General features: G+C 52.6%; 26 protein-coding genes. 23 read left to right on the plus strand and 3 right to left on the minus strand.

The window, feature by feature from the left end; translation table 11 throughout:
- Nucleotides 1–21 precede the first annotated feature (21 nt).
- The 7 genes from Q7J88_RS06920 to Q7J88_RS06950 all read left to right on the plus strand — a co-directional run bounded on the left by Q7J88_RS06920 (nucleotide 22) and on the right by Q7J88_RS06950 (nucleotide 4630).
- On the plus strand, nucleotides 22–783 hold the full coding sequence (locus Q7J88_RS06920; protein ID WP_303721610.1) for a sigma 54-interacting transcriptional regulator: 762 nt from the start codon (nucleotides 22–24) through the stop codon (nucleotides 781–783).
- Nucleotides 784–1065: 282 nt separating this feature from the next.
- Complete coding sequence (locus Q7J88_RS06925) at nucleotides 1066–1320, plus strand: hypothetical protein (RefSeq protein WP_303721433.1); 255 nt, start codon at nucleotides 1066–1068, stop codon at nucleotides 1318–1320.
- Between the two features lie 19 nt (nucleotides 1321–1339).
- Nucleotides 1340–1735 (plus strand): response regulator, encoded by a 396-nt coding sequence (locus Q7J88_RS06930; protein WP_303721434.1) that lies wholly within the window; start codon nucleotides 1340–1342, stop codon nucleotides 1733–1735.
- A gap of 41 nt (nucleotides 1736–1776) precedes the next feature.
- Nucleotides 1777–2019: a hypothetical protein gene (locus Q7J88_RS06935; RefSeq protein WP_303721435.1), complete on the plus strand. Its 243-nt coding sequence runs from the start codon at nucleotides 1777–1779 to the stop codon at nucleotides 2017–2019.
- A gap of 329 nt (nucleotides 2020–2348) precedes the next feature.
- Entirely contained in the window at nucleotides 2349–3389 is a 1041-nt protein-coding gene (locus tag Q7J88_RS06940; protein WP_303721436.1) for a cytochrome C, read from the plus strand.
- Nucleotides 3390–3403: 14 nt separating this feature from the next.
- Entirely contained in the window at nucleotides 3404–4084 is a 681-nt protein-coding gene (locus Q7J88_RS06945) for a cytochrome b/b6 domain-containing protein (RefSeq protein ID WP_303721437.1), read from the plus strand.
- Nucleotides 4085–4138: 54 nt separating this feature from the next.
- The gene (locus Q7J88_RS06950; protein WP_303721439.1) at nucleotides 4139–4630 is read left to right on the plus strand and encodes a hypothetical protein; all 492 of its coding nucleotides are present in this window, start codon (nucleotides 4139–4141) and stop codon (nucleotides 4628–4630) included.
- A 73-nt stretch (nucleotides 4631–4703) separates the two neighbouring features.
- Here the strand turns inward: Q7J88_RS06950 and Q7J88_RS06955 are convergent, their stop codons facing one another.
- Complete coding sequence (locus Q7J88_RS06955; RefSeq protein WP_303721440.1) at nucleotides 4704–5474, minus strand: sugar phosphate isomerase/epimerase; 771 nt, start codon at nucleotides 5472–5474, stop codon at nucleotides 4704–4706.
- 7 nt (nucleotides 5475–5481) lie between these two features.
- Nucleotides 5482–6483: a TrkA family potassium uptake protein gene (locus tag Q7J88_RS06960; RefSeq protein ID WP_303721441.1), complete on the minus strand. Its 1002-nt coding sequence runs from the start codon at nucleotides 6481–6483 to the stop codon at nucleotides 5482–5484.
- Nucleotides 6484–6643: 160 nt separating this feature from the next.
- Here Q7J88_RS06960 and Q7J88_RS06965 point away from each other — a divergent pair, with 160 nt between their 5' ends.
- Nucleotides 6644–7354, plus strand: coding sequence for a GntR family transcriptional regulator (locus Q7J88_RS06965; RefSeq protein ID WP_303721442.1), 711 nt, complete (start codon nucleotides 6644–6646; stop codon nucleotides 7352–7354).
- 89 nt (nucleotides 7355–7443) lie between these two features.
- Here Q7J88_RS06965 and Q7J88_RS06970 read toward each other — a convergent pair whose 3' ends face one another.
- Complete coding sequence (locus Q7J88_RS06970; protein ID WP_303721443.1) at nucleotides 7444–8331, minus strand: complex I NDUFA9 subunit family protein; 888 nt, start codon at nucleotides 8329–8331, stop codon at nucleotides 7444–7446.
- A gap of 288 nt (nucleotides 8332–8619) precedes the next feature.
- Between Q7J88_RS06970 and Q7J88_RS06975 the strand changes: the two genes are divergently transcribed.
- The 15 genes from Q7J88_RS06975 to rimO all read left to right on the plus strand — a co-directional run bounded on the left by Q7J88_RS06975 (nucleotide 8620) and on the right by rimO (nucleotide 24095).
- Nucleotides 8620–9744, plus strand: a complete 1125-nt coding sequence (locus tag Q7J88_RS06975) for a hydrogenase small subunit (protein WP_303721444.1) — start codon at nucleotides 8620–8622, stop codon at nucleotides 9742–9744.
- Nucleotides 9745–9747: 3 nt separating this feature from the next.
- Nucleotides 9748–11460, plus strand: a complete 1713-nt coding sequence (locus Q7J88_RS06980; protein ID WP_303721445.1) for a nickel-dependent hydrogenase large subunit — start codon at nucleotides 9748–9750, stop codon at nucleotides 11458–11460.
- A 15-nt stretch (nucleotides 11461–11475) separates the two neighbouring features.
- Nucleotides 11476–12129: a Ni/Fe-hydrogenase, b-type cytochrome subunit gene (cybH, locus tag Q7J88_RS06985; protein ID WP_303721446.1), complete on the plus strand. Its 654-nt coding sequence runs from the start codon at nucleotides 11476–11478 to the stop codon at nucleotides 12127–12129.
- Nucleotides 12129–12608: a HyaD/HybD family hydrogenase maturation endopeptidase gene (locus tag Q7J88_RS06990; protein WP_303721447.1), complete on the plus strand. Its 480-nt coding sequence runs from the start codon at nucleotides 12129–12131 to the stop codon at nucleotides 12606–12608. Before cybH ends, Q7J88_RS06990 begins: the two co-directional genes overlap by 1 nt.
- Nucleotides 12609–12898: 290 nt before the next feature.
- Nucleotides 12899–14485 (plus strand): phosphoenolpyruvate carboxykinase (ATP), encoded by a 1587-nt coding sequence (gene pckA / locus Q7J88_RS06995; RefSeq protein ID WP_303721448.1) that lies wholly within the window; start codon nucleotides 12899–12901, stop codon nucleotides 14483–14485.
- A 127-nt stretch (nucleotides 14486–14612) separates the two neighbouring features.
- A complete protein-coding gene (gene thiL / locus Q7J88_RS07000) occupies nucleotides 14613–15593 on the plus strand; it encodes a thiamine-phosphate kinase (RefSeq protein ID WP_303721449.1) in 981 nt (326 codons plus the stop codon).
- A complete protein-coding gene (locus Q7J88_RS07005) occupies nucleotides 15544–16509 on the plus strand; it encodes a protein-glutamate O-methyltransferase CheR (RefSeq protein ID WP_303721450.1) in 966 nt (321 codons plus the stop codon). Before thiL ends, Q7J88_RS07005 begins: the two co-directional genes overlap by 50 nt.
- A 67-nt stretch (nucleotides 16510–16576) precedes the next feature.
- Nucleotides 16577–17860 (plus strand): methyl-accepting chemotaxis protein, encoded by a 1284-nt coding sequence (locus tag Q7J88_RS07010; protein ID WP_303721451.1) that lies wholly within the window; start codon nucleotides 16577–16579, stop codon nucleotides 17858–17860.
- Nucleotides 17857–18294, plus strand: a complete 438-nt coding sequence (locus tag Q7J88_RS07015) for a chemotaxis protein CheW (protein WP_303721452.1) — start codon at nucleotides 17857–17859, stop codon at nucleotides 18292–18294. Before Q7J88_RS07010 ends, Q7J88_RS07015 begins: the two co-directional genes overlap by 4 nt.
- Nucleotides 18291–18653 (plus strand): response regulator, encoded by a 363-nt coding sequence (locus Q7J88_RS07020; RefSeq protein ID WP_303721453.1) that lies wholly within the window; start codon nucleotides 18291–18293, stop codon nucleotides 18651–18653. The genes Q7J88_RS07015 and Q7J88_RS07020 overlap by 4 nt, the downstream gene beginning before the upstream one ends.
- Before the next feature lie 25 nt (nucleotides 18654–18678).
- Nucleotides 18679–20532 carry a chemotaxis protein CheA gene (locus Q7J88_RS07025; protein WP_303721454.1) on the plus strand — a complete coding sequence of 618 codons (1854 nt, stop codon included), beginning with the start codon at nucleotides 18679–18681 and terminating at the stop codon, nucleotides 20530–20532.
- On the plus strand, nucleotides 20533–21114 hold the full coding sequence (locus Q7J88_RS07030; protein WP_303721455.1) for a chemotaxis protein CheC: 582 nt from the start codon (nucleotides 20533–20535) through the stop codon (nucleotides 21112–21114). It begins immediately after the preceding gene.
- A gap of 72 nt (nucleotides 21115–21186) precedes the next feature.
- Nucleotides 21187–21969 carry an outer membrane lipoprotein carrier protein LolA gene (locus Q7J88_RS07035; RefSeq protein WP_303721456.1) on the plus strand — a complete coding sequence of 261 codons (783 nt, stop codon included), beginning with the start codon at nucleotides 21187–21189 and terminating at the stop codon, nucleotides 21967–21969.
- 134 nt (nucleotides 21970–22103) lie between these two features.
- Complete coding sequence (locus Q7J88_RS07040) at nucleotides 22104–22589, plus strand: YajQ family cyclic di-GMP-binding protein (protein ID WP_303721457.1); 486 nt, start codon at nucleotides 22104–22106, stop codon at nucleotides 22587–22589.
- 165 nt (nucleotides 22590–22754) lie between these two features.
- Nucleotides 22755–24095: a 30S ribosomal protein S12 methylthiotransferase RimO gene (gene rimO / locus Q7J88_RS07045; protein WP_303721458.1), complete on the plus strand. Its 1341-nt coding sequence runs from the start codon at nucleotides 22755–22757 to the stop codon at nucleotides 24093–24095.
- The last annotated feature ends 22 nt before the right edge of the window (nucleotides 24096–24117 follow it).

The following is a 24117-nucleotide window of genomic DNA, read 5'->3' on the forward strand; positions in this document are numbered from 1 at the left end:
GCTGCGCAAAGCGAAGCGTGTGTGTTGGTCTGTGGCGAAACAGGAACCGGCAAGGAACTTTTCGCGCGAGCTATTCATCAGAACAGCAGCAGGAACGGAAAGAATTTCGTTGTAGTTGACTGTCGTTCGATTCCGGAATCTATTGCCGAAAAATTGCTCCTTGGCCACACAGGAGAGAATCGTTTCGGGCATAGTGGGCTTTTGTCACAAGCGAACCGAGGGACCTTGTTTCTCGATGAAGTTGCCGATCTCCCTTCTTCAACGCAAAAGATATTCTGTCAACTGCTGCAAGACGGTAAGTATAGGCCGGTCGGCCAAAACTCCCATGTTCGTGTCGAATTTCGCCTGGTATCCGCGACAAACCGCAACTTGCGACGGATGGTTGCCCAAGGAAAATTCAATCCAGAGCTGTATACCTTGATACAGCCTTTGCTAGTTGAAGTTCCTCCCCTCAGGGATAGGTTCGGGGACATCGAGCAGTTAACTGAATATTTTCTGAAGCGTTTTTATCAATCCGGAAACTTTATCCCGAAAGACCTTTCCCCTGAATTCAAGGAATTGTTGAAGAAGTATCCTTGGCCTGGGAATGTCCGTGAACTGGAAAACAGCCTCAGCCAGGCACTACTGGCGGCTAAAAACAAAAAAACCCTGTTCCCGAAGGATTTACCCGCTCATATCCGGGTTCAGGTAAAGAAGCTTGCCATCGATCAAAAGAAATCAGCTGTGGAGGAATGGAAAGGTTCCTTGTATGGAGGCCTGACTGTGGCTGACACCCCCCTTTAGGAGCCGGTCATGTGGTCAGTTTGGAAATCAATGCTGCGAAGAAGACGATCCTCGGTTTCTGTCCTGAGTGACGATTCTTGCGCGGCGGGAAGTTTCCTGCTTGGCAAGAAAATTCCTGCGAAGCAGGAGGTGGGTCAAGGCCCGAAAGAATGCCGCAAATGTCAATTAAGTAGCTGAAATTATTTATAAAAAATAGAGTTAAAAATAATGGTCAAGGTTGGTACGCAGGTTGCTCTTAGGAAGAAGCACAGACAACACTTCATGGAAGGAAAGGAGATCAATATGAAAAAGAAAGTCGTTTATAGCCTGGTCGCGAGTTTGATAGCAGCAGGTACGGCAACAGCGATAATGGCGTGGGAGCTCGGCCCGGAAACGACGCCGATGGCAAAATTCTTCCTAATCTTTTTTGGCGCCATTATTGTTCTCCAGTGCATCCCGGCCCTGTTGTTGTTCGGCTGTATCGTGAAGGAAGTTGCCTTTGGTGCCAGAAAGACAGCTCTGGTGGAAAACCAAAGTAAAACCAGTGCATCCTCATAAACAGAAGAGGTTCCAAATTATGCAGGCACGGAAAATACTCATCGTTGATAAAGACCCCAAAGCCCGGCAGCGTTTGGCTGATTTTTTCCAGAAATCGAATTATCAGGTCGACACCACTGGGTCCGCAGCCTTTTTGGTGGCTCACATCATCAAGAAGAATCAGCCGATCGTTTTATTGGGTAGCAGCTTTGAGGAAAAGATCAGCCCGGCAGAAGTTGTTACTCTGCTGCGGGAATGCAACAAATATCTGCACATCATTCTGATCTCCGATGCCAACTCGCCAAAAATGTTGCGTAAGGTCCGAGAGAAGGGGATTTTCTATCATGCTCTAAAACCTCAGTGCCGTGAGGATGAAGAAGAGTTGCGTTCGGTTGTCGAGTGCGCTCTGAACGATCTGGGCGCTGCATTGATTTAACGGCGGAAGTCAAAACAAACTAAATACCGAAGGAGACGAAAATGAAAACTGCAAAGAGACTGATGATGGCTGTAACAATTTTACTGGCATCGAGCTTGCCGGTGCTGGCGGAAGCTGGCGCACGGGAAGATAGCAGCAACGTGCTGGTTTGGGCATTTCTAGGAATTTGCGGGCTGATTATCTTCCTGCAGATGGTGCCGATTCTTTCCATGGCTTACGGGCTGATCAAAGGGATCTTCGGCAAGAAGGAAGAACTGGAAGCGGCAACCAGTAAGTATCGTTGAATAATCTGCACAGAACCGGTTGTGCCGGAGGAGTAAAGCATGAAACGGCTCTTGCTCAAGACCCTGATTTTGTTGTCATACCTGGGCACGGTGAACTTTGTTTGGATGTTGAGGGACAGCCTAGACGGATTCGTGTTTCTACTGGTTTCTTTCTCTTTGACATATTGCGGCATCATCGTTCTATCCCATTTGGTTACAATATTGGTTGCTTTATTTCCTTGGCGAGTGGCGGCAAGTTAGGAAGAACAGAGAGCGTTTCACCGCACCTTCGGTTGTCCTTGAAACAGAAACTGAAGCCACCTGAGCCTCTTTAAGCAAAGGAAGGAAAAATGAAAAATGTACTTCGATCACTGTTGATGTGGCTCTGTACACTACTGGTCTTCCTGTTCCCACTCGGAGCAATTGCGATAGTTTCCGAAGAGTGCCAGGACTGCCACGGTGATATGGATACGGTTGGCGAAGAGCTGTTTATCAATGTCGGCGTTTATGATAATACGGCGCACGCGGAAATGGGTTGTCTCTCTTGCCATGAATCCGTTGGGGAAGAGCATCCGGACGACGGCGTAGAAGTTTCCAAGGCCAACTGCCTCGATTGTCACGCAGAGATAGAGGAAGAACATCAGGCCAGTGCGCATGGCGGAAATGCGACCTGTGGCGATTGCCATAACCCGCACCGGGTTCACGGACTGACCGAGGTGTCCGGCTACGATTTGAATCAGCAGTGCGCCAACTGCCATCAAAACAGCAGCGTCGTTGAAAGTCACAGCGAATGGTTGCCGCAGGCCGATCTGCACGTTGCCAAGCTACCCTGCATCTCTTGCCATACGGCATCGGAAGATTACGTAATCATCCTCTACATTATCCAGCAGGAGAGTGAGGCTGTGGAGGGCGACTTCGAGCTGTCCGATCATGCTGACCTGCAGACGCTGGCTGGCGACAGAAACATTCAAAGCCTGATCGATTTGAACCAGGACAATTTTGTATCTCTGGCGGAACTGCGCACCTTCAACCGAAACCCGGGCTATGAAAAGATGCGGCTGGAAGCCACCTTGACGCCGAAAATCGTCAGCCACTCGGTACAAACGCTCGATAATCGCTGGGACTGCAGCTTCTGCCACACGTCCGGAACGGAAAAGATGCAGACCAGTTTTATCGCGCTACCGAACGCCGAAGGAACTTTCTCCAGGATCGAAGTCGAGCGGGGAGCGATTCTCAAGGCTCTGAACGGCACCCCCGACTTCTATATGATGGGAACCACCCGCAGCGCTTCGTTGAACATCATCGGCCTGATGATTATCATCGGCGGCCTGTTGATGCCGATCGGGCACGGTACCCTGCGCTTCTTGACCCGTAAAAATAGACAACACTAATGGGGGATATCGTCATGGCTGAAAAGAAAATGATTTATCTGCAACCGACCCCGGTTCGCATCTGGCATTGGCTGAACGCTTTGGGAATCGTAACGCTCTGCGCAACCGGCGCTCAGATCCGTTTTCCCGAATACGTTACCTTGTTCAGTGAGTATAAGTCAGCGATTATCCTGCACAACACAGCAGGATTCGTGGTCGCGATCTCTTTTTCGATCTGGTTCTTCTACTATGCCTTTGTTGCCCGGAGTATGGGCAAGATTTATGTGCCGAAAGCAGACGACATCAAGGTGGGGATTTTCCGACAGGCAAAATTTTACTTCTTGACCTACTTCCTTGGCTGGGACAACCCGCACCATCCGACTCCAGAAGACAAGTTCAACCCACTGCAGAAATCAGCTTATCTGGCGATCATGTTTGTGCTGGTTCCGCTGGTTAGCTTGACGGGAATTCTGCTGACCAACGTCGATCCACTGCGTGGTTTGATCATTATGATGGGTGGGCTGAAAATCTTGATGGGCTTGCACTTCTTGCTCGCCTGCTCTCTCTGCGCGTTTCTCTTTACCCATATTTATCTGGCAACCCTGGGGCACACCCCCTTTGCCCATTTCAAGCCAATGTGGACCGGCTGGGAAGAGGATTTGGAAGAGCATTTGGAAGAGCATTTGGAAGAGCATCATTCCCCGGTGGCTCATTAGGCTGGTAACAATAAACCAGGGAAGCCTATTACCTTAAGCAGAGTAGTGGAGAAGATGACGGATTTGAAAAAACAGGAGCTGACAGGCCAACTGGGCGAATCAGGTTGCGCAGCGCATACCAAAAATTGGCAGTCGCTGTCGCAGCGTGGCCTATGGCAGGTCCTCCTGTTTTTTCTGATCAGCATCGGGGCGTTGCAGTTCCGTGAAATTTATCTGCTTGATCTTGTCCCGGCCGACTTCCGGGAGCTGCGTAATTTTGTGCCACCGATATATCAGATCACGTTTGTTTTGGCTATCTACGGTTTTTGGGTAACGCTGAGTACTTTGGCCAAAATGACTAACTATGCTGTGCCGGTAGTCAAATGGAGTCAGCTCGGATATCGGAGTTCCTTCTACCTTTTTTATGCCTTTTCCGGGGGGTTGGACAACCATTTTATGGTGGTGTTTTATCTCGTCATCTTTCTTTATGGTGTCGAGCAGGGTCATGTCTGGTTTTATGGTAGTTGGCTGGAACATCGCGAAAAGGAGCTTTGGGGTGAACAATAGGTTTTCTGGCTTCTGGAAATTTTTGGGACAAGGGTATATCCAAGGGAAAACTGGATAGGCCCTTTGTTTTTGGTTATTTCAGATATGGCTGAATCTGTTGCAGGGAAAGTTCCAGGTCGGGTAAGTTATGTGCTTCAAGTGTCATGCTTGGCGGCGCGGGCAACTTCTGCACCTGCTGGAAAAGAGCGGTAAAATCTATATCGCCTGAGCCGATCGACAAGTGTTGATCGGTTTCCCCCAAGTTGTCATGCAGGTGCAGGTGTTTCATGTGTTTGCCCAATTTCAGGAACCAATTATCAAGAGGTTGATCGGCAAAAATGTTCCAATGGCCGATATCAAAACAGTGGCCGAAATGGTTGCAACCCAGATCAGCGAAAAGCTGCTCGAAAATCACAGACTGTCGTTCGTAGATGTTTTCCACCGTGATAATGGTTCCTTGTTGCTTGGCTTGCTCAATATACTCAGGCCAGAACTCCAGGGCATATTTCAGCCAACTCTCCTGCGTCTTAGGGGGGGCCTGATACGGAATCCCCGGGTGAAAGACGATAAGGCCGGCACCGAGTGCAGCCGCCAGTTGCAGTGATTGTTGGCAGATAGAGTGAGCGGTTATGCGTAAGCGTTTTTTCGGGTTTCCCGGATTGAAGTCGCTAAACGGGGCATGAACCGTGGTTTTTAACTGTTTTTCCGCAAGTTGCGACGCGCAGTCGGCCATTGCTGCTAAGTCAAGTTTTTCAATTCTGACTTCCTGGCAAGCAACTTCCGGTTGCAGTTTGCGATTGAGCAAAAAAGGCATCCGGGCCGGCAGCAGTTGTGCCGGCGTGTGGGCAAAAAGTAATGATTGCATGTCTTTTTTATATGGCACCGTAAGCGATGTGTTCCATGTTCTTAATCGCCCCGGGCTCGCCCAGGGTAATCAGGATATCTCCCACTTCAATTTCGGTGGTCGGATCAGGGTTGAAGGTCATCTTCTGATGCCGCTTGATACCGACAATTATCAGCCCCAGATCTTTGCGCAATCCCGAATTCACCAACGTCTTTCCAGCTAGGGTCGATTTCTCTGCGATGCGGATCTCTTCCAGCTGCAGCTCTATGTTTTCGGTGCCGGTCGCGATATCGATAAAATCGACCACCGACGGGCGCAGGATCGCCTGGGCTATCCGGGTTGCGCCAATGGTGTAAGGTGAGACCACCTTGTTGGCTCCGGCACGCATCAGTTTGATGTCCGCACCATCCTCGCTGGCGCGGGCTAGGATAAACAGGTTCGGGTTGATGCCGCGGGCGGTCAGGGTGATAAAAACGTTTGCGGAGTCGGAGGTGACCACGGTGATCAGCCCGTTGGCCCTGTCGATGCCGGCTCGTTCAAGCACCGCGTCATTTGTTGCATCCCCCTGGACGAACAGATATCCCGCATCTTCAAGATTCTGGCAGCGTTCCGCATCCTGTTCCACAACGATGAAGGGAATCGGCTTGGAAGCGAACTCCCGGCTGACCAGTCGTCCGATCCTGCCGAAACCGCAAACGATATAGTGGTTTTTTAGACTTCCGATCTGTTTTTGCAATTTTTTCCTCCCCATCAGCTTGCGTAACTGGCCTTCCACCATGAACTGAATCATCGAACCGATGGCATAGGCTATATTACCTGCGCCGAAAATAATCAACACGATGGTAAAGACTTGTCCTTCGTGGGAAAGATCGTGTACTTCCCTGTAGCCGACCGTGGCCAAGGTAATGACCGTCATGTATAGAGCCTCGAACGTGGACCAGTCTTCGATTATGACATAGCCGATTGTCCCGCCGCCGATCAGGATAACCAGAATTAAAAGCGATAGCAGAACTTTGCGTAGAGGATCCATTGGTGCTCCAGAGGTTTTAGTGAAGACATGATAGCTATCCGGTGAGAAAAAAACAAGAAATCGAAGTAAGCGGAACAATTGTCTACTGTATACAGAAAAGGATTGACTTGCGCTGTATACTGTATACAATTTAGCAAATTTAAAATGGGGAGAAGCGACCGTGAAGAGCAAACCGATTGAAAGACATCAGACGCTGCGGGAGAAGATCCTCGAAACAATCCGCGAAGCGATCCTCAAGGGAAACCTGAAACCGGGGGAGAAAGTCGCTGAGCCGGAGTTGGCGGAACGTTTCGGGATCAGTCGAACGCCAATCCGGGAAGCATTCCGGCAGTTGGAATCGGAAGGCTACCTGACAGTCATTCCGCGCAAAGGAGCTGTGGTTGCGGCGCTATCCGAACAGGACGTGCAGGAATATTACGCGATTAAAAGCATCCTTGAAGGTTACGCGGCGGAACTTGCTGCTGACAAACTGTCGGAGAAGGAGCTGGAAAAGCTTGAAGCGATCAACGAACGCTTGAGGCAATTGGCAGAGGAAGGGGACGTTAAGACTTTTTATCGTGTTCATAATGAATTTCATGAACTGTTCCTGAAAGCATGTGGGAACAGCAAGCTGGTTGAATTAATTCAGCAGCTCGGCATGAAGTTCAATCGCTTGCGGATGGCCTCGCTTTCAGTCAATGGGAGGATGGACATTTCGGTGACGGAACACGATAAGTTGCTCGAAGCGTTCCGTAAACATGATGGGGCAACAGCCGAGAACTTAGTTAAAAAGACCGCGGCAATCGGCGGCAAGGTGTTACTCGAAAGCTTGACTCAAGCCGAAGGAGGTAAAGGAAAGAAATCGATTTTGGAAGAACGCATAGATGTTTAACCCGATTTAGAAAACTCGCGATCTGGTCGCTTTTTGATAGATGTACGAAGGCCCCTGATTTTCAGGGGCCTTTGCTGTTGCTCCTAACCCTAATTCACATATTCACTAATCCCCTCGGGCAGTTTCTGAAGCTTTATAGCAAACGTTTTTTCCCAATCACCCTGTTCACAGATATTCTCTTCAAGCAGCATCTGCAGTTGGTCGCTGGTCATCGGGAATTGGGGAATCGACTGCAGTAGGGCGACAACCGGTTTCATCATCGCTAGTGGTTGATGCAGTTTGTAGACCTTTTTTTTCCCCATTGCCACCCCGACCAGATCGAGCAGTTCATCGTAACTGTAAACTTGAGGTCCCCCGCAGTGGTAAGCCTGGCCGATACTTTCCGGACAATCGAGGGCCCTGACAAAACCGGTGGCAACGTCTTTGACGCTGACCGGTTGTAGCCGGTATTTGCCATCACCGATTACCGGGACAACCGGTAGCTTGCGGATCAGGGCCGCTAGCATGTTGATGAATTGGTCGCTCGGGCCGTAAATCAGCGAAGGTCGGAAAATCGTCCAGTCGAGACCGGACTGGCGCACCAGTTGTTCTGCCGCCCATTTGGTTTTGTGGTAGTTAGTTACCGCATCAGCCCGGGTGCCATTTGCGCTCATGTGGAGAAAGCGGGTAACCCCCTGATCTTTAGCAGTCTCCAGCATGTTGCGGGTCGATTCGGTGTGCAACTTCTGGAAGGTGATCCCGCGGTGAGGATATTCGCGGATGATTCCGACCAGATGGATAACCGCATCACATCCTGCTAATGCCTCGGTTAGGCTTTCAGGGCGTGTGGTATCTCCAATGTGGACTTCGGCACCAGTAACTTGTTTGATCTTAGATTGATTATGAATCAAAGCTCGAACCTCGTGGTTTACTTTTAGCAAAGTTCGTAGCACCTCTTGGCCGACAAAGCCGGTTGCACCTGTTAACAAAATTTTCATCTCGGCCTCTTAAAGCAAGAGTAGTTTGTCTTGTAATAGGCAAAAAAACAGTACTTCTGTTGTGTTTTGCCGCAATAGTTGTCTCATGTCACCGGACAAGAAAAAGTTTTTAATCCCAATGAGAAGCTCCTACCTGCCTAAAGGTTCCCGACTTTTCTCCTTGGTAAATGTTTGTAACGCTGTTATATTTCTTAGCTGCTGGTTATTGTGAATCTCTACTCCCTTTGTTTTAATTATATCAGTTGTTGTGGCGATTTTATCTGGGGGGTTACGAAAGGAGGATGGTGTATGCAGGAGCAGCAATCGGTTTTTAACGAGGAGATTGTCTCCGAAAAGATTTTAGAGAAATGGGAATCGCGCGGCGTTAGCCGGCGGAGTTTTTTAAAGTTCTGTTCAGTTTTGACTGCCAGTCTGGCCTTGCCAGCCAGCATGATGGGGCAGATTGCCGAGGCGATGGAGGCAGATAATAGGCCTCCAGTTATTTGGGTTGAGTTCCAGGGTTGCACCGGCGATTCAGAAGCTTTCCTGCGGGCCAATCAGCCGACTGCAGCCGATGTAATCCTCGACTATCTGTCGATCGATTACCATGAAACCATCATGGCTGCAGCCGGGCATCAGGCGGAAGAGGCCAAGCATCAGACCCTCGAAAAATACAAAGGCAAATATATTGCCGTGGTCGAAGGTTCGATCCCTATGGCTGACAATGGCGTTTACTGCACGATCGGCGGTGACTCGGCAGTGAATATCGCGCGTCAGGTTTGCGGCAACGCCGCCGCGACCATTGCGGTCGGCTCCTGTTCTTCTTTCGGCGGCATCCCGGCGGCCAATCCGAACCCGACTGGCGCTGTATCGGTATCGGAAGCGGTGCCGGGAGCGACGGTGCTGAACATGCCCGGTTGCCCGCTGAATGCGGAAAACCTGACCGCTGCCATCGTCCATTTCCTGACTTTCAACCGCTTGCCGGCTACCGATCAGTTCGGGCGGCCGAAGTTCGCCTACGGCAAGCGGATTCATGACAACTGCGAGCGTCGGGGACATTTCGATGCCGGGCAGTATGCGGAAAGCTTCGGTGATCCCGGCCATCGCCAAGGCTGGTGCCTGTATAAACTGGGCTGTAAGGGGCCAGAAACCTTCCATAACTGTCCGACGGTTCGTTACAACGAGGGAACCAGCTGGCCGATTCAGTCCGGACACGGCTGTCTCGGCTGTAGCGAACCATATTTCTGGGACAGCATGACTCCATTCTACAAGCGACTGCCGCAGGTGGCTGGCTTCGGCATTGAATCGACGGTCGACAAGATCGGTCTTGGTCTGGTTGCGGCGACAGGGGTTGCCTTTGCGGCCCATGGTGTTGCCAGTGCTTTGCGCAGGGGTGACAAGCTGGAAGCCGATCAAGTGGTCAAGGAGGACTAAGCCATGGCAAAAAAAATCGTTGTCGATCCGATCACACGCATCGAAGGGCACTTGCGGATTGAAGCGCAGGTCGAAGGGGGGAAGATCACCAATGCCTGGAGTTCCTCAACCGCTTTTCGCGGCATCGAAACCATCCTCAAAGGGCGCGACCCGCGCGACGCCCATCATTTCACGCAGCGATTCTGCGGGGTCTGTACCACCGTGCATTCGTTGGCCAGTATCCGTGCCGTGGAAGATGCGCTGCAGATCCAGATCCCGGACAATGCCCGTTTGATCCGCAATCTGATCATGGCGGTTCAGAATATCCAAGATCATGTCATTCACTTTTATCACTTGCATGCTCTTGACTGGGTCGATGTGGTTAGCGCCCTCTCGGCCGATCCGAAGAAGACCGCCAGCCTGGCACAGTCGATTTCTGACTGGCCGCTGTCGAGCGCGAACTATTTCCAGGGAATACAGCAGCGGGTAAAGGCATTTGTCGGCACCGGGCGGCTCGGCCCTTTCGCCAATGCTTACTGGGGGCATAGCGCCTATAAGTTGCCAGCTGAGGCGAATCTGATGGGGGTGGCCCATTACCTAGAAGCGCTCGAGTGGCAGAAGGATATTATCCGGATTCATGCGATCCTCGGTTCGAAAAATCCGCACCCGCAAACGTTCCTGGTCGGTGGTATGTCGATGCCGGTCGATCCGGACAGCCAGAACGCCATCAACGCGGACAAGATAGCTCTGATTGGCAAGCTGCTGAAAAAGGCGCGAACCTTTGTCGAGCAGGTCTATATCCCCGATCTGCTGGCGGTCGCTTCTTTTTATAAAGACTGGGCCGCGATCGGCGCTGGCGTCGGCAACTATCTGAGCTACGGTGATTTTCCGATGGATAACGGCGGCGGAACCGACAATCTGTATTTTCCGCGCGGCATCATTATGGGCAAGGATCTAGCCAACTTGATGCCGCTGGACGAAGCAAAAATCAGCGAATATGTTACCCACAGCTGGTACAGCTACAGCGATGGGGATGATAAAGGGAAACATCCTTATCTTGGCGAAACCAACCACAACTATACCGGGCCGCAGCCACCGTATGAGTATCTGGATACTGACAACAAATACAGCTGGGTCAAGGCGCCTCGTTACATGGATCAGCCGATGGAAGTCGGCCCGTTGGCGCGGGTGCTGGTCGCTTATGCCAGCGGCAATACCGACGCCAAGGGAGCGGTAGATTTTGTCCTCAAGCAGTTGGGGATTGGTCCGGCGGCACTCTTTTCGACCCTCGGACGGACCGCCGCGCGCGGGATCGATTGCTTGATGCTGGCGCAAAAGAGCGAACTCTGGCTGCAGCAGCTGGCGGACAATATGGGGCGCGGGGTGCTCGAAGTGCACAACAGTGAAAAGTGGGATCCGGCAACCTGGCCGAAAGAGGCCCAAGGGTTCGGATATCACGAAGCTCCGCGCGGTGGCCTGGGGCACTGGATCCGAATTGAAAACGGGGCGATCAAAAACTATCAGGCGGTGGTTCCCTCAACCTGGAACGCAGGGCCGCGCGACCCGCGCGGCCAGCTGGGGCCGTACGAAGCCGCTTTGATCGATACCCCGATTGCTGATGAGAGGCAGCCGTTGGAAATTTTGCGCACCATCCATTCCTTCGACCCTTGTTTGGCCTGCGCGGTCCATCTGCTCGATGGCCAGGGGAGCGAGATCATCCGGGTGAGAGCACTATAAGCGAGGAGGCGGAGCATGCTACAGATACGTTATGTCTGGGAACTGCCGGTCCGATTCACCCACTGGATCAATGCCATTTGCGTCTTGGTCCTCTCCCTGACTGGTTTTTATATCGGCCACCCCTTTTACACCGCGAGCAGTACGGCGGAATATATTATGGGCTGGAACCGGTTCATCCATTTCCTGTTTGGCTACCTCTTTCTGGTGTCGATGCTGGTTCGGATTTACTGGTTTATCGTTGGGAACCATCATTCCTCCTGGCGGATGTTTTTCCCCTGGGCGACCGAGAAAGGGCGTAAGAGCGCCTTGACCTTTTTTCGATACTATACCTTCAGTGGTCCGAAGCTACCCTACGAGGTCGGTCATAATCCGTTGGCCTGCATGGCGTATGCCGCTGTTTTTTCACTTTTTATCATTCAGATTGTCAGCGGGTTCACGCTATATGCCCAGTCACAACCGGCTGGCTTCTGGTTTGCCTCGCTCGGTTGGCTGACCTCCCTGATCGATTTGCAGACCTTGCGACTGGTGCATCATGCTGTGATGTGGTTGCTGGTCGGGTTTTTTATCAATCACCTCTACAGTGCCTGGTTGATGGATGTCAAAGAGATGAACGGGGTGATGAGCAGTATCTTCAGCGGCTATAAGTTTGTCGAGAAAGAAGATCTCTGATGACGGTTTTGGTGCTTGGGTTAGGAAACCTGCTGATGACCGACGATGCCCTCGGTGGTCGTATGATCGCCGAACTAGAAAAGAGCTACCGGTTTCCGCAGGAGGTTCAATTGTTGGATGGAGGCACCCTGGGGCTTGACCTGCTTCCCTATCTTGAAGGGGTCGACAAGCTGCTGGTGATCGACGCCCTGCGGATGGGGGCTCAAGCAGGGGAACTGTTCCGCCTGGAAGGAGAAGAGGTACCGCGTGCCTTTGCCAACAAACTGTCTGTGCACCAGATGGGGTTGCAGGACTTGCTGGCAGTCGCTGAACTGCAGGGGCATTTGCCAGAGCAGTTGGTTGTCTGGGGAATCCAGGCGGAGTCGGTGGAGGTCGGGATGGAGTTGAGTCCGGCTGTTTCCGGCAGCGTTGCTGAACTTATGCTTTCTGTTGTCAGAGAGCTGCAAGGCTGGGGAGTCGTTTTAAAGCAGGCGGCTTAATCGAATAAAATAGAATACATACGAATAACGACCGGTGATTTTAGCGTAACTAAAATCACCGGTCGCTGTTTAAGGAAGTTTTCTCTGTGCTGAAAAACTGTCTACTGTGACAAAAAAACAGCTTTTGATGCCATAAAATGCGCTTGTGGTCTTGTCAGGAAAGCTTCTTTGGGCTATAGTCCGGCCGGTTGCTCGGCCGGTTTATACAAATAAAAACTTAAGTGTTTTATTAGCGGCTGACTAAAATTTTTCAACCCTCAAGTGAAGACGCATCACCCATGGAGGAATTGATGAGCGAACTGACGGCAGACGTTCTGGGACTCAAAAGTGTGGGAAAGGTTTATCGTAACCTCAGCTACGAAGAACTCTTTACCCATGAGACTGACAACAAAGAAGGTAGAGTTTCTGCCAACGGGACCATGATGGTCGATACCGGTAAATTTACCGGCCGTTCGCCGAAAGACAAGTACTTTGTCAAGCAGACCCCTTCCCAGGACAACATCGCTTGGGGCAGCATCAATAAGCCGGTTTCTGCTGAAATTTTTGACGAGCTTTACGCCGACGTCATCGATTACCTCTCCGGAAAAGATGTTTATGTAACTGACGGTTACTGCGGATCAAACGAAAGCACTCGCCGCAGTGTTCGTTTCATCACCGAGATTGCCTGGCAGTCCCACTTTGTCAAGAATATGTTCATTCGTCCGGATGAAGCCGACCTGCCGAATTTCAAGCCAGGGTTCCGGGTTTACAATGCTGCCGGCATGACAAATCCCAAGTGGGCAGAGCACGGCCTAAACTCCGAGGTGTTCGTCATCTTCAACATCGAAAAGAATGTCGCCATCATCGGTGGCACTTGGTACGGCGGCGAGATGAAGAAGGGCATCTTCACCATGATGAACTACTGGCTGCCGCTGGAGAACATCCTCTCCATGCACTGCAGCGCCAACGTCGGCAAAGACGGAGACGTCTGCCTGTTCTTCGGCCTCTCGGGAACCGGCAAAACCACCCTGTCGACCGACGCCGCCCGCAAGCTGATCGGTGACGACGAGCACGGCTGGGATGCAGACGGTATCTTCAACTTTGAAGGCGGTTGCTACGCCAAGTGTATCGATCTCTCCGCCGAGAGCGAGCCTGAGATCTATGGCGCCATCAAGCGCAACGCACTGCTCGAGAACGTTGTCTATAACGAGGATAATGGCGAAATCGATTTCGCCGATGGCTCCAAAACCGAGAATACCCGGGTTTCCTACCCGATCGAGCATATCGACAACCATGAGTCGACCCTCAAGGCCGGGCATCCGCAGAACATCATCTTCCTGACCTGCGATGCGTTCGGTGTGTTGCCGCCGGTCTCCAAGCTGACCAAAGAGCAGGCAATGTACTACTTCCTCTCCGGTTACACCGCTAAGGTTGCCGGGACCGAGCGTGGAGTCACCGAGCCTCAGGCCACCTTCTCGGCTTGCTTCGGCGAGGCCTTTCTGCCGCTGCACCCGACCGCATATGCCAAACTGCTCGGCGAGAAAATGGAGCAATATGGGGTTAACGCTTACCTGGTCAACACCGGTTGGGCTGGTGGCGGTTACGGCGTCGGCAAGCGGATGAGCATCAAGGCGACCCGAGCCTGCGTCAACGCAATTCTTGACGGTAGCATCAACAATGTCGATTTTGAGCAGACCCGCTTCTTCAACCTGAACATTCCGAAGGAATTGCAGGGCGTCGATACCGACCTGCTCAACCCGCGCAATGCTTGGACGGACAAAGATGTTTTTGATCAGACCGCTAACAAGCTGGCCGGGATGTTTGTCGAGAACTTCAAGAAATACATCACCGACAACGATGATTTCGATTTCACCCAGGCAGGGCCGCAAGCGCAGTAATCAAGGCGGTTTATAGTCCCGAGGCGACCAGCGAGAGCTGGTCGCCTTTTTTTGTGTCGTGTGCTTGACAGATCGTGAAAGAAAAATAATAATTAAGAGCTAAAAATTAAACGCAAACGATACTGAAATGAAAATAAAAGACTTAAAAAAATTGGGGGAGTTCGGCCTGATCCGCGAAATTCAGCAGCGGGTAGGAACTGCAGCACATCTGGTCAAAGGGATCGGTGACGATTGTGCAATCCAGTTTCAGCGCGAAGGCTGGGAACTCCTCACCAGTACTGATTTATTGGTCGAGGGGGTACATTTCAACCGCCAGTGGATCAGCATGGAGGAATTGGGGCGTAAATCGGCGGCGGTCAACATCAGTGATATCGCCGCCATGGGGGGGCAGCCGAAAAGCCTGTTCCTCGCTGTGGCCTGCCCGATAGAGATTCCGGTGACGGAGTTGGAGCAGTTCATTACCGGTTTTCTTGCTGTTGCCGAGGAACACGGTGCTATTTTGGCCGGGGGGGATACCTGCCGTTCTTTGGGGCCGCTGCTGATTTCGGTGACCGTGCAGGGAGAAGTGGAAACTGGCTGTGCAATTTGTCGTGACGGTGCGAAGGTGGGGGATGCCATCTACGTGTCGGGGACATTGGGTGACAGTGCCGTGGCTTTGACCGATTTTCTGGCAGGGCGAAACCCGGAAGAGGCTCTGTTACAACGGCACAACAGACCGGAGGCAAAAGTGGTTTTGGGCCGCCAGTTGGCGAACGGAAAGTTGGCATCGGCGATGCTCGATGTCTCTGATGGCCTGCTTTCCGATCTGGGGCACATTCTCGAAGAGAGCGGAGTCGGTGCCGAAGTGGAATTGTCCTCTTTGCCGTTGTCGGAGCCGTTTCGCAGACGGTTGCAGGAAGCCCCGGAATTGATCGATCTGGCTTTGACCGGTGGTGAAGATTATGAGCTGTTATTGACTTCACCCCACCAAGGGTTGTCTGAAATGGCCTTTGAGGGCGGGAAACTGACGAAGGTTGGCGCGATCTGTCGTCAGCCTGGGCTGAATATCAGGCAAGCGGATGGCAGTCTCTATCGATGTTCACGAGGTGGTTTTGACCATTTCTCCTGATGAGCAGAATTTGGGGGGAAAGTTGTTGTTCGGGCATGAGGTGCCTTTTGTCGGCAGTGATATCTCCGAGGTCGAATATTGGCAGATCGGAGAAATTCTTCGCCAGCAACAGAATTTTAGTCTAAGCGGCTATAAAGATCTTTGCATCAAGAGGCGGATCGCCACGCGAATCAGAACTTTGGGGATGAGCAACCCGGCTGCCTACGTAACGCATTTGGCCGCAGAAGTGAGCGAGCAGGAACAACTTCTGAAGGCGTTAAGTGTTCATGTATCGCACTTTTTTCGTAATCCCAGTACTTACAAAGTGCTGGAAAAAAAGATCCTGCCGGAGTTGCTTGAGCAATCCCTCCGGCAACGGAACAAGTTGAGGATCTGGAGTGTTGGTTGCTCCGATGGTGAAGAGCCCTATTCAATCGCTCTGTTGGGACAGAAGCTTTCGATCGAAGCAGGATTACTGAAGATTATCGGAACCGACCTGAGTTCGGAGGCCTTGTCGCGGGCCAAGCGAGGCAGTTACGAGCAGAGTCGTTTGCACGAGGTTCCAGAGAGTCTGTTGCAGAAATATTTTGAACACATAGACAATCGCTATTCCTTGACTGCTAGCATTCGGAACAGCGTGCAATTTTTCCGGCATGACATTTTGAGTGATCAGCCGTTTTACCGGGCAGACCTGATCCTCTGTCGCAATGTGCTGATCTATTTTTCCCGAGAACAACAGCAGCGCGTGCTACAGATTCTGACAGCAGCCTTGTCGGCCGGCGGGTATCTGGTTCTCGGACGGGCGGAAAACCTTGTTGCTTCCTGCCGAGAACTTTTTCAGTGCATCGATCCGGCAGAACGGATCTATCAGCGGCTGGAGGAGGGAGAACAGTTATTGCCGACAGTGGTGGTCGGAAAATCACAGGATTTTAGCTAAACTTAGTAGTATTTGAATAATTAAGCATTTTAAATGAATCAGGCGAACGCCCTGAAGGAGATGAAAAATGCGTGTTGAAATCACCTACAAGTTTGTCATCGGGTTTATTTTCGTCGTGGCGTCAGTGGTGCTGCTAAATCTGACGGTACCCAGTCTGGCGATACCGGAATGGCTTTATCAGCCGTTGGCGATTGGCGGTGCACTGCTGGTTGGCTTGGTGTTCGGTTGGCTCTTTTCCAAGGCGTTTACGGCCAACATCAGCATCCTTACCGAAGGCGCAGAGCGTCTGAGCAGTGGCGATTTAAGCCGCAAGGTGCGGCTACGGCAGGGACTGTTCAGTGATGAAACAGAAGATCTGTCCAACTCCCTGAATCTGGTGGTTGACAGTTTGCGCAATCTGGTCGGCCAGATTCGCAACAGTTCGGTCAATGTCAACGAAGCCTCAATTTCCCTGGCGGCAACCGCTGAAGAGATGACTGTCACCTCGCATGAAGTAGCCGGATCGATCGAACAGATCAGCCGCGGCGCCGAGACCCAGGCGGAAATGGTGGAGCGTGTCTCCAAGGTTACCAAGGAGATGGCCAACGAGATCGAACTAATCGCTTCATCGGCGACCAAACTTTCTCAATCGGCTGAAGAGACAACCATGACCGCCCGGCAGGGGGAGAATATGGCGACGACCGCCATTGCCAGTATGAAACAGGTACTGGAACAGGTCGAAGAGAACAGCCAGTTGATTGTGGCTTTCAGCGAACAGGTGCAAAAGATCGGCACCATTATCGATGTCATCACCAACATTGCTCAGAAAACCAACCTCCTTGCGTTAAACGCCACCATCGAGGCGGCCCGTGCCGGGGAATATGGTCACGGTTTTGCCGTGGTTGCCGAGGAGGTCAGCAAGCTCGCCGACAGCACCGGCGAATCAGCCGCCGAAATAACCCGATTGATCGAGGCGACCCGCGAGCAGAGCCAGAAAGTTCATCTGTCGATGACCGAGAGCGTTAAGTCGATCGACTCCGGCCGTGAGGCGGTCGATGTGGCCGGCAATACCTTTAGTGCGATTATCGATAAAGCGGAAACCGCACAGGAAAAAGCGGCAAAAATTATGGAGTTGACGGCCAACCAACAGCTTGGTTCGAGCGCGATTGTCGAAGCGATCGAAGAGATCGCCCGGGTCACCGAAGATAATGCGGCCTCTACGGAGCAGGTTTCTGCGGCGACGGAAGAGCAGTCAGCGTCGATGGAGGAGATGACCTTCGCTTCACAGCGGTTGTCGAAGTTGGCCGATGAGCTGCTGACCTCGGTCAGTCGCTTCAATCTGGGCGCAGATCTGGAAAGCGGCCAGGCATGAGCCAGTTATTGCCGTTCAAGTTGGGGGCAGAGGTTTATGCCTTGGAACTGATCGATGTGCAAGAGATTGTCGAGCATTGTCAGCTGCACCCAATACCCGGAGTGCCGGAGACGGTGCTGGGGGCAATCGGTTTTCACGGTCGCATCGTTCCGGCGATCGATCTACCGTTGCTGCTCGGTTTTCCGGCTGGCCTCCGTTCGGAGCGGATGATCGTCCTGACTGATGAACATGGTCCGGTCGCTTTGGTGGTCGACCAATTACTGCGGATTATTACCCTCGATTTGGTGCACAGCGTCTTGTCGCAGAGCGATTCGGAGAAAGACTGCATCCGAGGCGTGTTGAATCGCAGTGGGCAGATGATCAGTATGCTTGATCTGGCACAACTACGGTTGCTTTTGCAACAAATCTGTACCGGAAATGGAGATCGAAAATGAAACAGGTTCTGATCGTCGACGATGCGCTTTTCATGCGGAATTTGCTGCGCGATATTTTTGAAGGGGCCGGTTGGACGGTGGTGGCTGAGGCGGAAGACGGGTTTCAGGCGGTCGAGCAGTTTCAAGCACTTCAGCCCGATCTGGTGACCATGGATATCGTTATGCCGCGGATGGGGGGCATCGATGCGATGCGAAGAATTTTGCAGGACTTTCCGGAAGCCAGGATTGTCATGTGCAGCGCTCTGGGGCAGGAGCGCATGGTGATGGAAGCGATTAATGCCGGGGCCATGGATTTTATCGTTAAACCGTTTCAGGACCAGCAGGTGCTGGATGTTGTCGCCCGGGTTTGCAACGCTTGAGTTCGCCAATTAATCAGGACCACTGATGGATATTGAAAAATATCGCAAGATGTTTTTAAGCGAAGCGGCCGAGCATCTGCAGAACATGGCCAAGCAGCTGGTGGCGGTCGAAGCTGACCCGGAGGATGGCGAAGGGATCAACTCCCTGTTCCGTGAAGCTCACTCGATCAAAGGGATGGCTGCGACAATGGGGTTCGATGCGACGACTCGCCTGGCCCATCATCTGGAAGACCGATTGGCCGAGTTCCGCGGGAAGGGACAGATCTCGAGCGAGATGATCGATCGGTTGCTGGCCGGAGTTGATCTGTTGGAGGGGCTGCTGGAGGATATCGCACAAGGAGAACAGGAGCGGGATGTTGATCTCTTTATCCACGGGGAACAGCTGGCGTTGATCGAACTGGAGCCGCTGGATTCGGCTGAGGAGGATGACGCCTGTTGCGATTTGGCCAGCAATAGGATGCTGATCCGGTTGTTGCTGGATGAATCGGTCGTTGCGCCCGGTCCACGATTGCTGGTGTTGTTGAATAGGGTGGCCGAATTCGGCACTGTCCTCGAGACGACCCCGAGCGAAGAAAACTTGCTGCAAGGGGAGATCAGCCGGACTCTGCTGGTTCAACTCGAGACCGAGATCCCCCAGCAGGAGATTCTCAAGCGCTTGGAGTGTTACAGGGAACTGAGCAAAATTGAGTTCCCTGCGGCGGTTCTTGAAGAGGAAACCGCCCGCAATAAACCAGGCAGAGTTTCGGCGACGAGCACGGTTCGGGTTGATACCGACCTGCTGGATCGGTTTATCAACTTGACCGGAGAATTGATCACCAATCGTTACCAGCTGCAAAGCGCCGCCGGGGAGAAGGACTGGACAGAACTGAACGAAGGTCTCGGCCAGCTGGCCCGGTTGGTGAAAAGCCTTCACCATCAGGTTCTGCAGGTTCGGATGATGCCGCTGGAAAGTGTCACCGGCCGCTTGCCGCGCACGGTCCGTGACCTGTGCCGCAGCAGCGGCAAAGAGGTCCGGCTGGAAGTTTTGGGCGCATCGCTTGAGATCGATCGATCGATTCTCGAAGCATTGACCGATCCGTTGACCCACATGATCCGTAACGCCATCGACCACGGGATTGCCAAGCAAGGGACTGTGCAGATCAAGGCCTGGCGCGAGCGGGACCAGATTCTAATCCAGGTCGCCGATGATGGTCGGGGGATTGATCCGGAAATGGTCCGGCAACGGGCACTGGATAGCAACTTGATCAGCCCGGGCCAGGCGCAAACCATGCGCGATTTCGAAACATACCAATTACTCTGCCTGCCCGGTTTTACAACCAAGGAACAAGTGACCGAAACCTCCGGGCGCGGGGTCGGCATGGATGTCGTGAAAAGCGTCGTCGAAAAGCTGGGTGGGGTCTTACTGATCGACTCTAACTTGGGGAAGGGCACACGCGTCACCATGAAACTGCCGTTGTCGGTGGCGATTATCCGGGTGCTGCTGGTTCTATGTGACGGAAGTCTGCTGGGGATTCCGATTACGCGAATTTTGCAGACGGTTGAGGTGGAGCCGGGGGAGGTGCAGACCAGCGGAAAGCAGCTGGCGATCTCGTTGCATGGGGAACTGATCCCCTTGTTGTCACTGCGGAAAATCATGCAGCGTCCGAAGGGTCCAGGGAAAACCATGCTGTCTCTGGTGATCACCGAAGTTTTCGGCCGCAAGGTAGGGCTGGTTGTCGATCGCCTGCAAGGACAACAGGAAGTCTTTGTACAGAGTTTGCCGAGCCCCTTCGACCAGTTACGCGGCACCGGTGGTGGCGCGATCTTGGGAGATGGCCGCATCATGTTTTTATTCGACCTGCAGTCGAAGCTGGAAGGGCGACGGGCCAAGGGAGCCTGAATGACAAACAATTTGCAGCAAGAAAAACTCTGTCAAATTTCTCAACAGGGGATGCGGCAAGCTGCGCAAATGCTCTCTCGTTTGCTGCGGCAAAACATCGAAGTTGAGGTCGCGAACGTTTTGCTATCCGACTGTAAGAAGGTTCTCGATGCGGAAGCTGAGCAGCAGCTGGGGATTTACCTGCAGGTCACGGGAGAGGTTAATGGCGGCATGCTGCTGACTTTCAGCAAAGAGTGTGCGGCTTGGTTGTGCGGGCGCCTGCTTGGGACGACGAGCGACAATTTGCTTGTCGAGCCGGCCAGCTCGACATTGCGCGAAGTAGGCAACATTATGGCATCCTCTTTTTTGGCCAGCATTGATGAGCAGCTGGGACTGCGAGCCTTACCGTCACCGCCGCAGCTGCATTGTGCTCCGCTCAAGGAACTGTTGCAGCGCTGTCAGCTGGCCAGTGGAGAAGACTGCCTGATCGTGCAGACCCGACTGTTGGGGGAGGCGGGTGCCGACGGCCGCCTGCAGGGAGCGATCTATCTTTTACCGCAGACGGTGGCGCTGGAAAAACTGCGTGAGCAGATCGATGGCTGAAAAGGCCCTACTACCTCCAGGGTAAATTTGGTAAAATTGCATTTTTATATTTGATCAACGTGGAGATTACCTATGTGGGCTCGCTCTCTTTTTCTGTTACTTTTTGCGCTTCTGTCGACCGTTTCTATGGCCTCGGCACTTGGGCTGAACGATGTCATCAACGCGTTGGAAATTCCTTTTAAGGCGACGGCAACCAAAGATCGCGGGACGCCTACGTCCGGGATTTACGATTTTCAGGCCGATTTTTTTCAAGAGTCGCAGATCGATTCGATCGATCGTGTTCAGCGCGGGCGCGGCGAGGTGAGCTTCAAATTCCAGCGGTTGAACCTTGTTGATGCCCCGCTGGCCATGTTTCGCTGGGAATACCGGGAGCCGACGGACCAGGAGATCATTTCCGATGGTCGCACCCTGTGGGTTTATCAGCCTGATAACCGCCAAGTGATCGAAAGCGATATCAGTCAGGCAGCAGGCCAGCAAAGCGATAACCCAGTGAGCTTTTTGAGCGGTCTCGGCAACTTGTCGCGTGATTTTAACATTCGCTGGGGGGCACCGAACATTGACCGCGAGGGGAACTATGTGCTCGAACTGGAACCACGGCGGAATTCCCCGCTGATTCGCACCCTACGGATTGTCGTCGACCGGAATGCCGTTAATGATTATGTCGAAAACAACCGGACCGGAGAATATTTTCCGATCCTTGCCACCATGGTCAATGATCCGAACGACAACCGCACCACCATCGAATTTCAAGACATTCGGGTCAATCGGGACCTCTCCGAGAGCTTTTTCGTTTTCCACCGCCCCGCCGGGGTAGAAGTGGTGCATCCCGAAGAAACCTATCCCGGTTTTCAGTAAAACGATTTACGAGCTTTAGCGCAAACGCAGATTTAACCGCTCCGGAGCTTTCATGCCGGAGCGGTTTTGTGTTATAAGGCTCTGATTCTTTGGGGATTATTGCTCAACAGCTTGTACGATAAGGAGTTTATAGTATGCCGAGTTTCGATATCGTTTCCAAGGTCGACCTGCAAGAGGTCGATAATGCTGTCAACCAGGCGATCAAAGAGATCGGGCAACGTTACGATTTCAAGGGGACCCAGAATGAGCTGGAATTAGATGAAAGCTGCTTAAAAATTGTTGCCGCTGATGATTACAAGCTGCAGGCAATCAAGGATATTCTGATTGCCAAGTTCGTCCGACGCAACGTTTCTCCCAAGTGCCTTGACTATGGCAAGGAAGAGTCCGCATCCCACGGGCAGGTGCGGGTGCGAGCCGCGATCGTTCAGGGGATCAGCAAGGAAAAGGGCAAGGAGATCGTCAAGCTGATCAAGGAAACCAAGCTGAAGGTTCAGGCCCAGATCATGGAGGAGCAGGTGCGGGTTTCGGGCAAGAAGATCGATGACCTGCAGGAAGTGATGCAAATGCTCAAAGGGAAGGATCTTGGCATCGAATTACAGTTTGAAAATATGAGATCGTAGGGAGTGGCCCTTTTCCCCAAACTCTGCGTTAAGCGGCGAATCGGCATTGTGCGGCATCCCATGGATGCCTCCGCTGCCGATTCTTGCTTACCTTGACCTTGGGAAAAATTGCTCACTCCTCGTTTCCGTTGTTGAAAACCGTTAAAATTAAAATCAGGACGTTCCGTGGATAAGTTCAAAGTCGCATTGGTCAGCCTTGGCTGCCCGAAAAATCTTGTTGATGCCGAGGTGATGCTTGGTCATCTGCCGCCCGATCGTTATGAGATCATCACCGATGAAAGTCAGGCCGAAATTATCGTCGTCAACACTTGCTCTTTCATTAACGACGCCAAAGAAGAGTCGGTCGACACCATACTGGAAGTGGCTGACTACAAGCAGGTGGGGAACTGCAAGCTGCTGGTGGTAAGCGGGTGCCTGCCGCAGCGCTACAAGGAACAGCTGGCCAAGCAGTTGCCGGAAGTCGACCTGTTTATGGGAACCGCTGAGGCGCCGCGGATTGTCGAGTTGATCGAACGGCAGCTGCAGCTTGATGAGCCGAGTCAGGAGATCGGCATCCCCGATTATCTCTACGACCACGAAACACCGCGGGTCAATTCATCTCCCTTTTATAGCAGTTACATCAAGATCGCCGACGGTTGTGCCAATCATTGCTCCTATTGCATCATCCCACAACTGCGCGGCACCCTGCGCTCCCGTAGCATCGCGTCGGTGGTTGAGGAAGCACGCACGCTGGCCACCAAGGGGGTTAAGGAGATCAACCTGATTGCGCAGGATATTACCGCTTACGGCATGGACCGCGCTGATGGGGCAACAATCGAATCGCTGCTGAAAGAACTGGTCAAGGTGGATGAGGTTGACTGGATCCGCCTGCTTTATGCTTATCCGGACGGAGTTTCTGACGAGTTGATTGAGCTGATCGCCAGCCAAGAGAAGATTTGCAACTACCTCGATATCCCGTTGCAGCACATTGACGACCAGATCCTCGCCGAGATGAACCGGCGGGTGGGAGAAAAAGAGATCCGTGCACTGCTAAATAAACTGCGTGATAAAATACCCGATCTGACGTTGCGCACCTCGTTCATTGTCGGCTTCCCCGGAGAAACCCCGGAACAGTTTGACAAGCTGCTGGCGTTTGTCAAAGAGGGGCATTTCGAACGGGTCGGCGTGTTTCGTTATTCGCGGGAAGAGGGGACGGCGGCGGCTAGCCTGCCGAACCAGGTGCCGGGACAAACCAAGAAAGGGAGGCTCAATCGTTTGATGAAGGCCCAGGCCCGGGTATCCTTCAACAAGAACCGCAGCCTGATCGGGCGGACCGAGACGGTGCTGGTGGAAGGTTTCAGCGAAGAGACCGAGCTGTTGCTCAAAGGCCGCAGCGCCCGGCAGGCTCCCGACATCGATGGGCATTTTCTGATCACTGCCGGCCAAGCCGACGTCGGTGAGCTGGTACAATTGAAAATTACCGATTCCTCCGAGTACGACCTGATCGGCGAAATCATCGAGGAATAGCCGATGTTCGTTCGCCGCTGGG

This window comes from Malonomonas rubra (genome assembly GCF_003247215.1).
GTDB lineage: Bacteria > Desulfobacterota > Desulfuromonadia > Desulfuromonadales > Geopsychrobacteraceae > Malonomonas > Malonomonas rubra_A.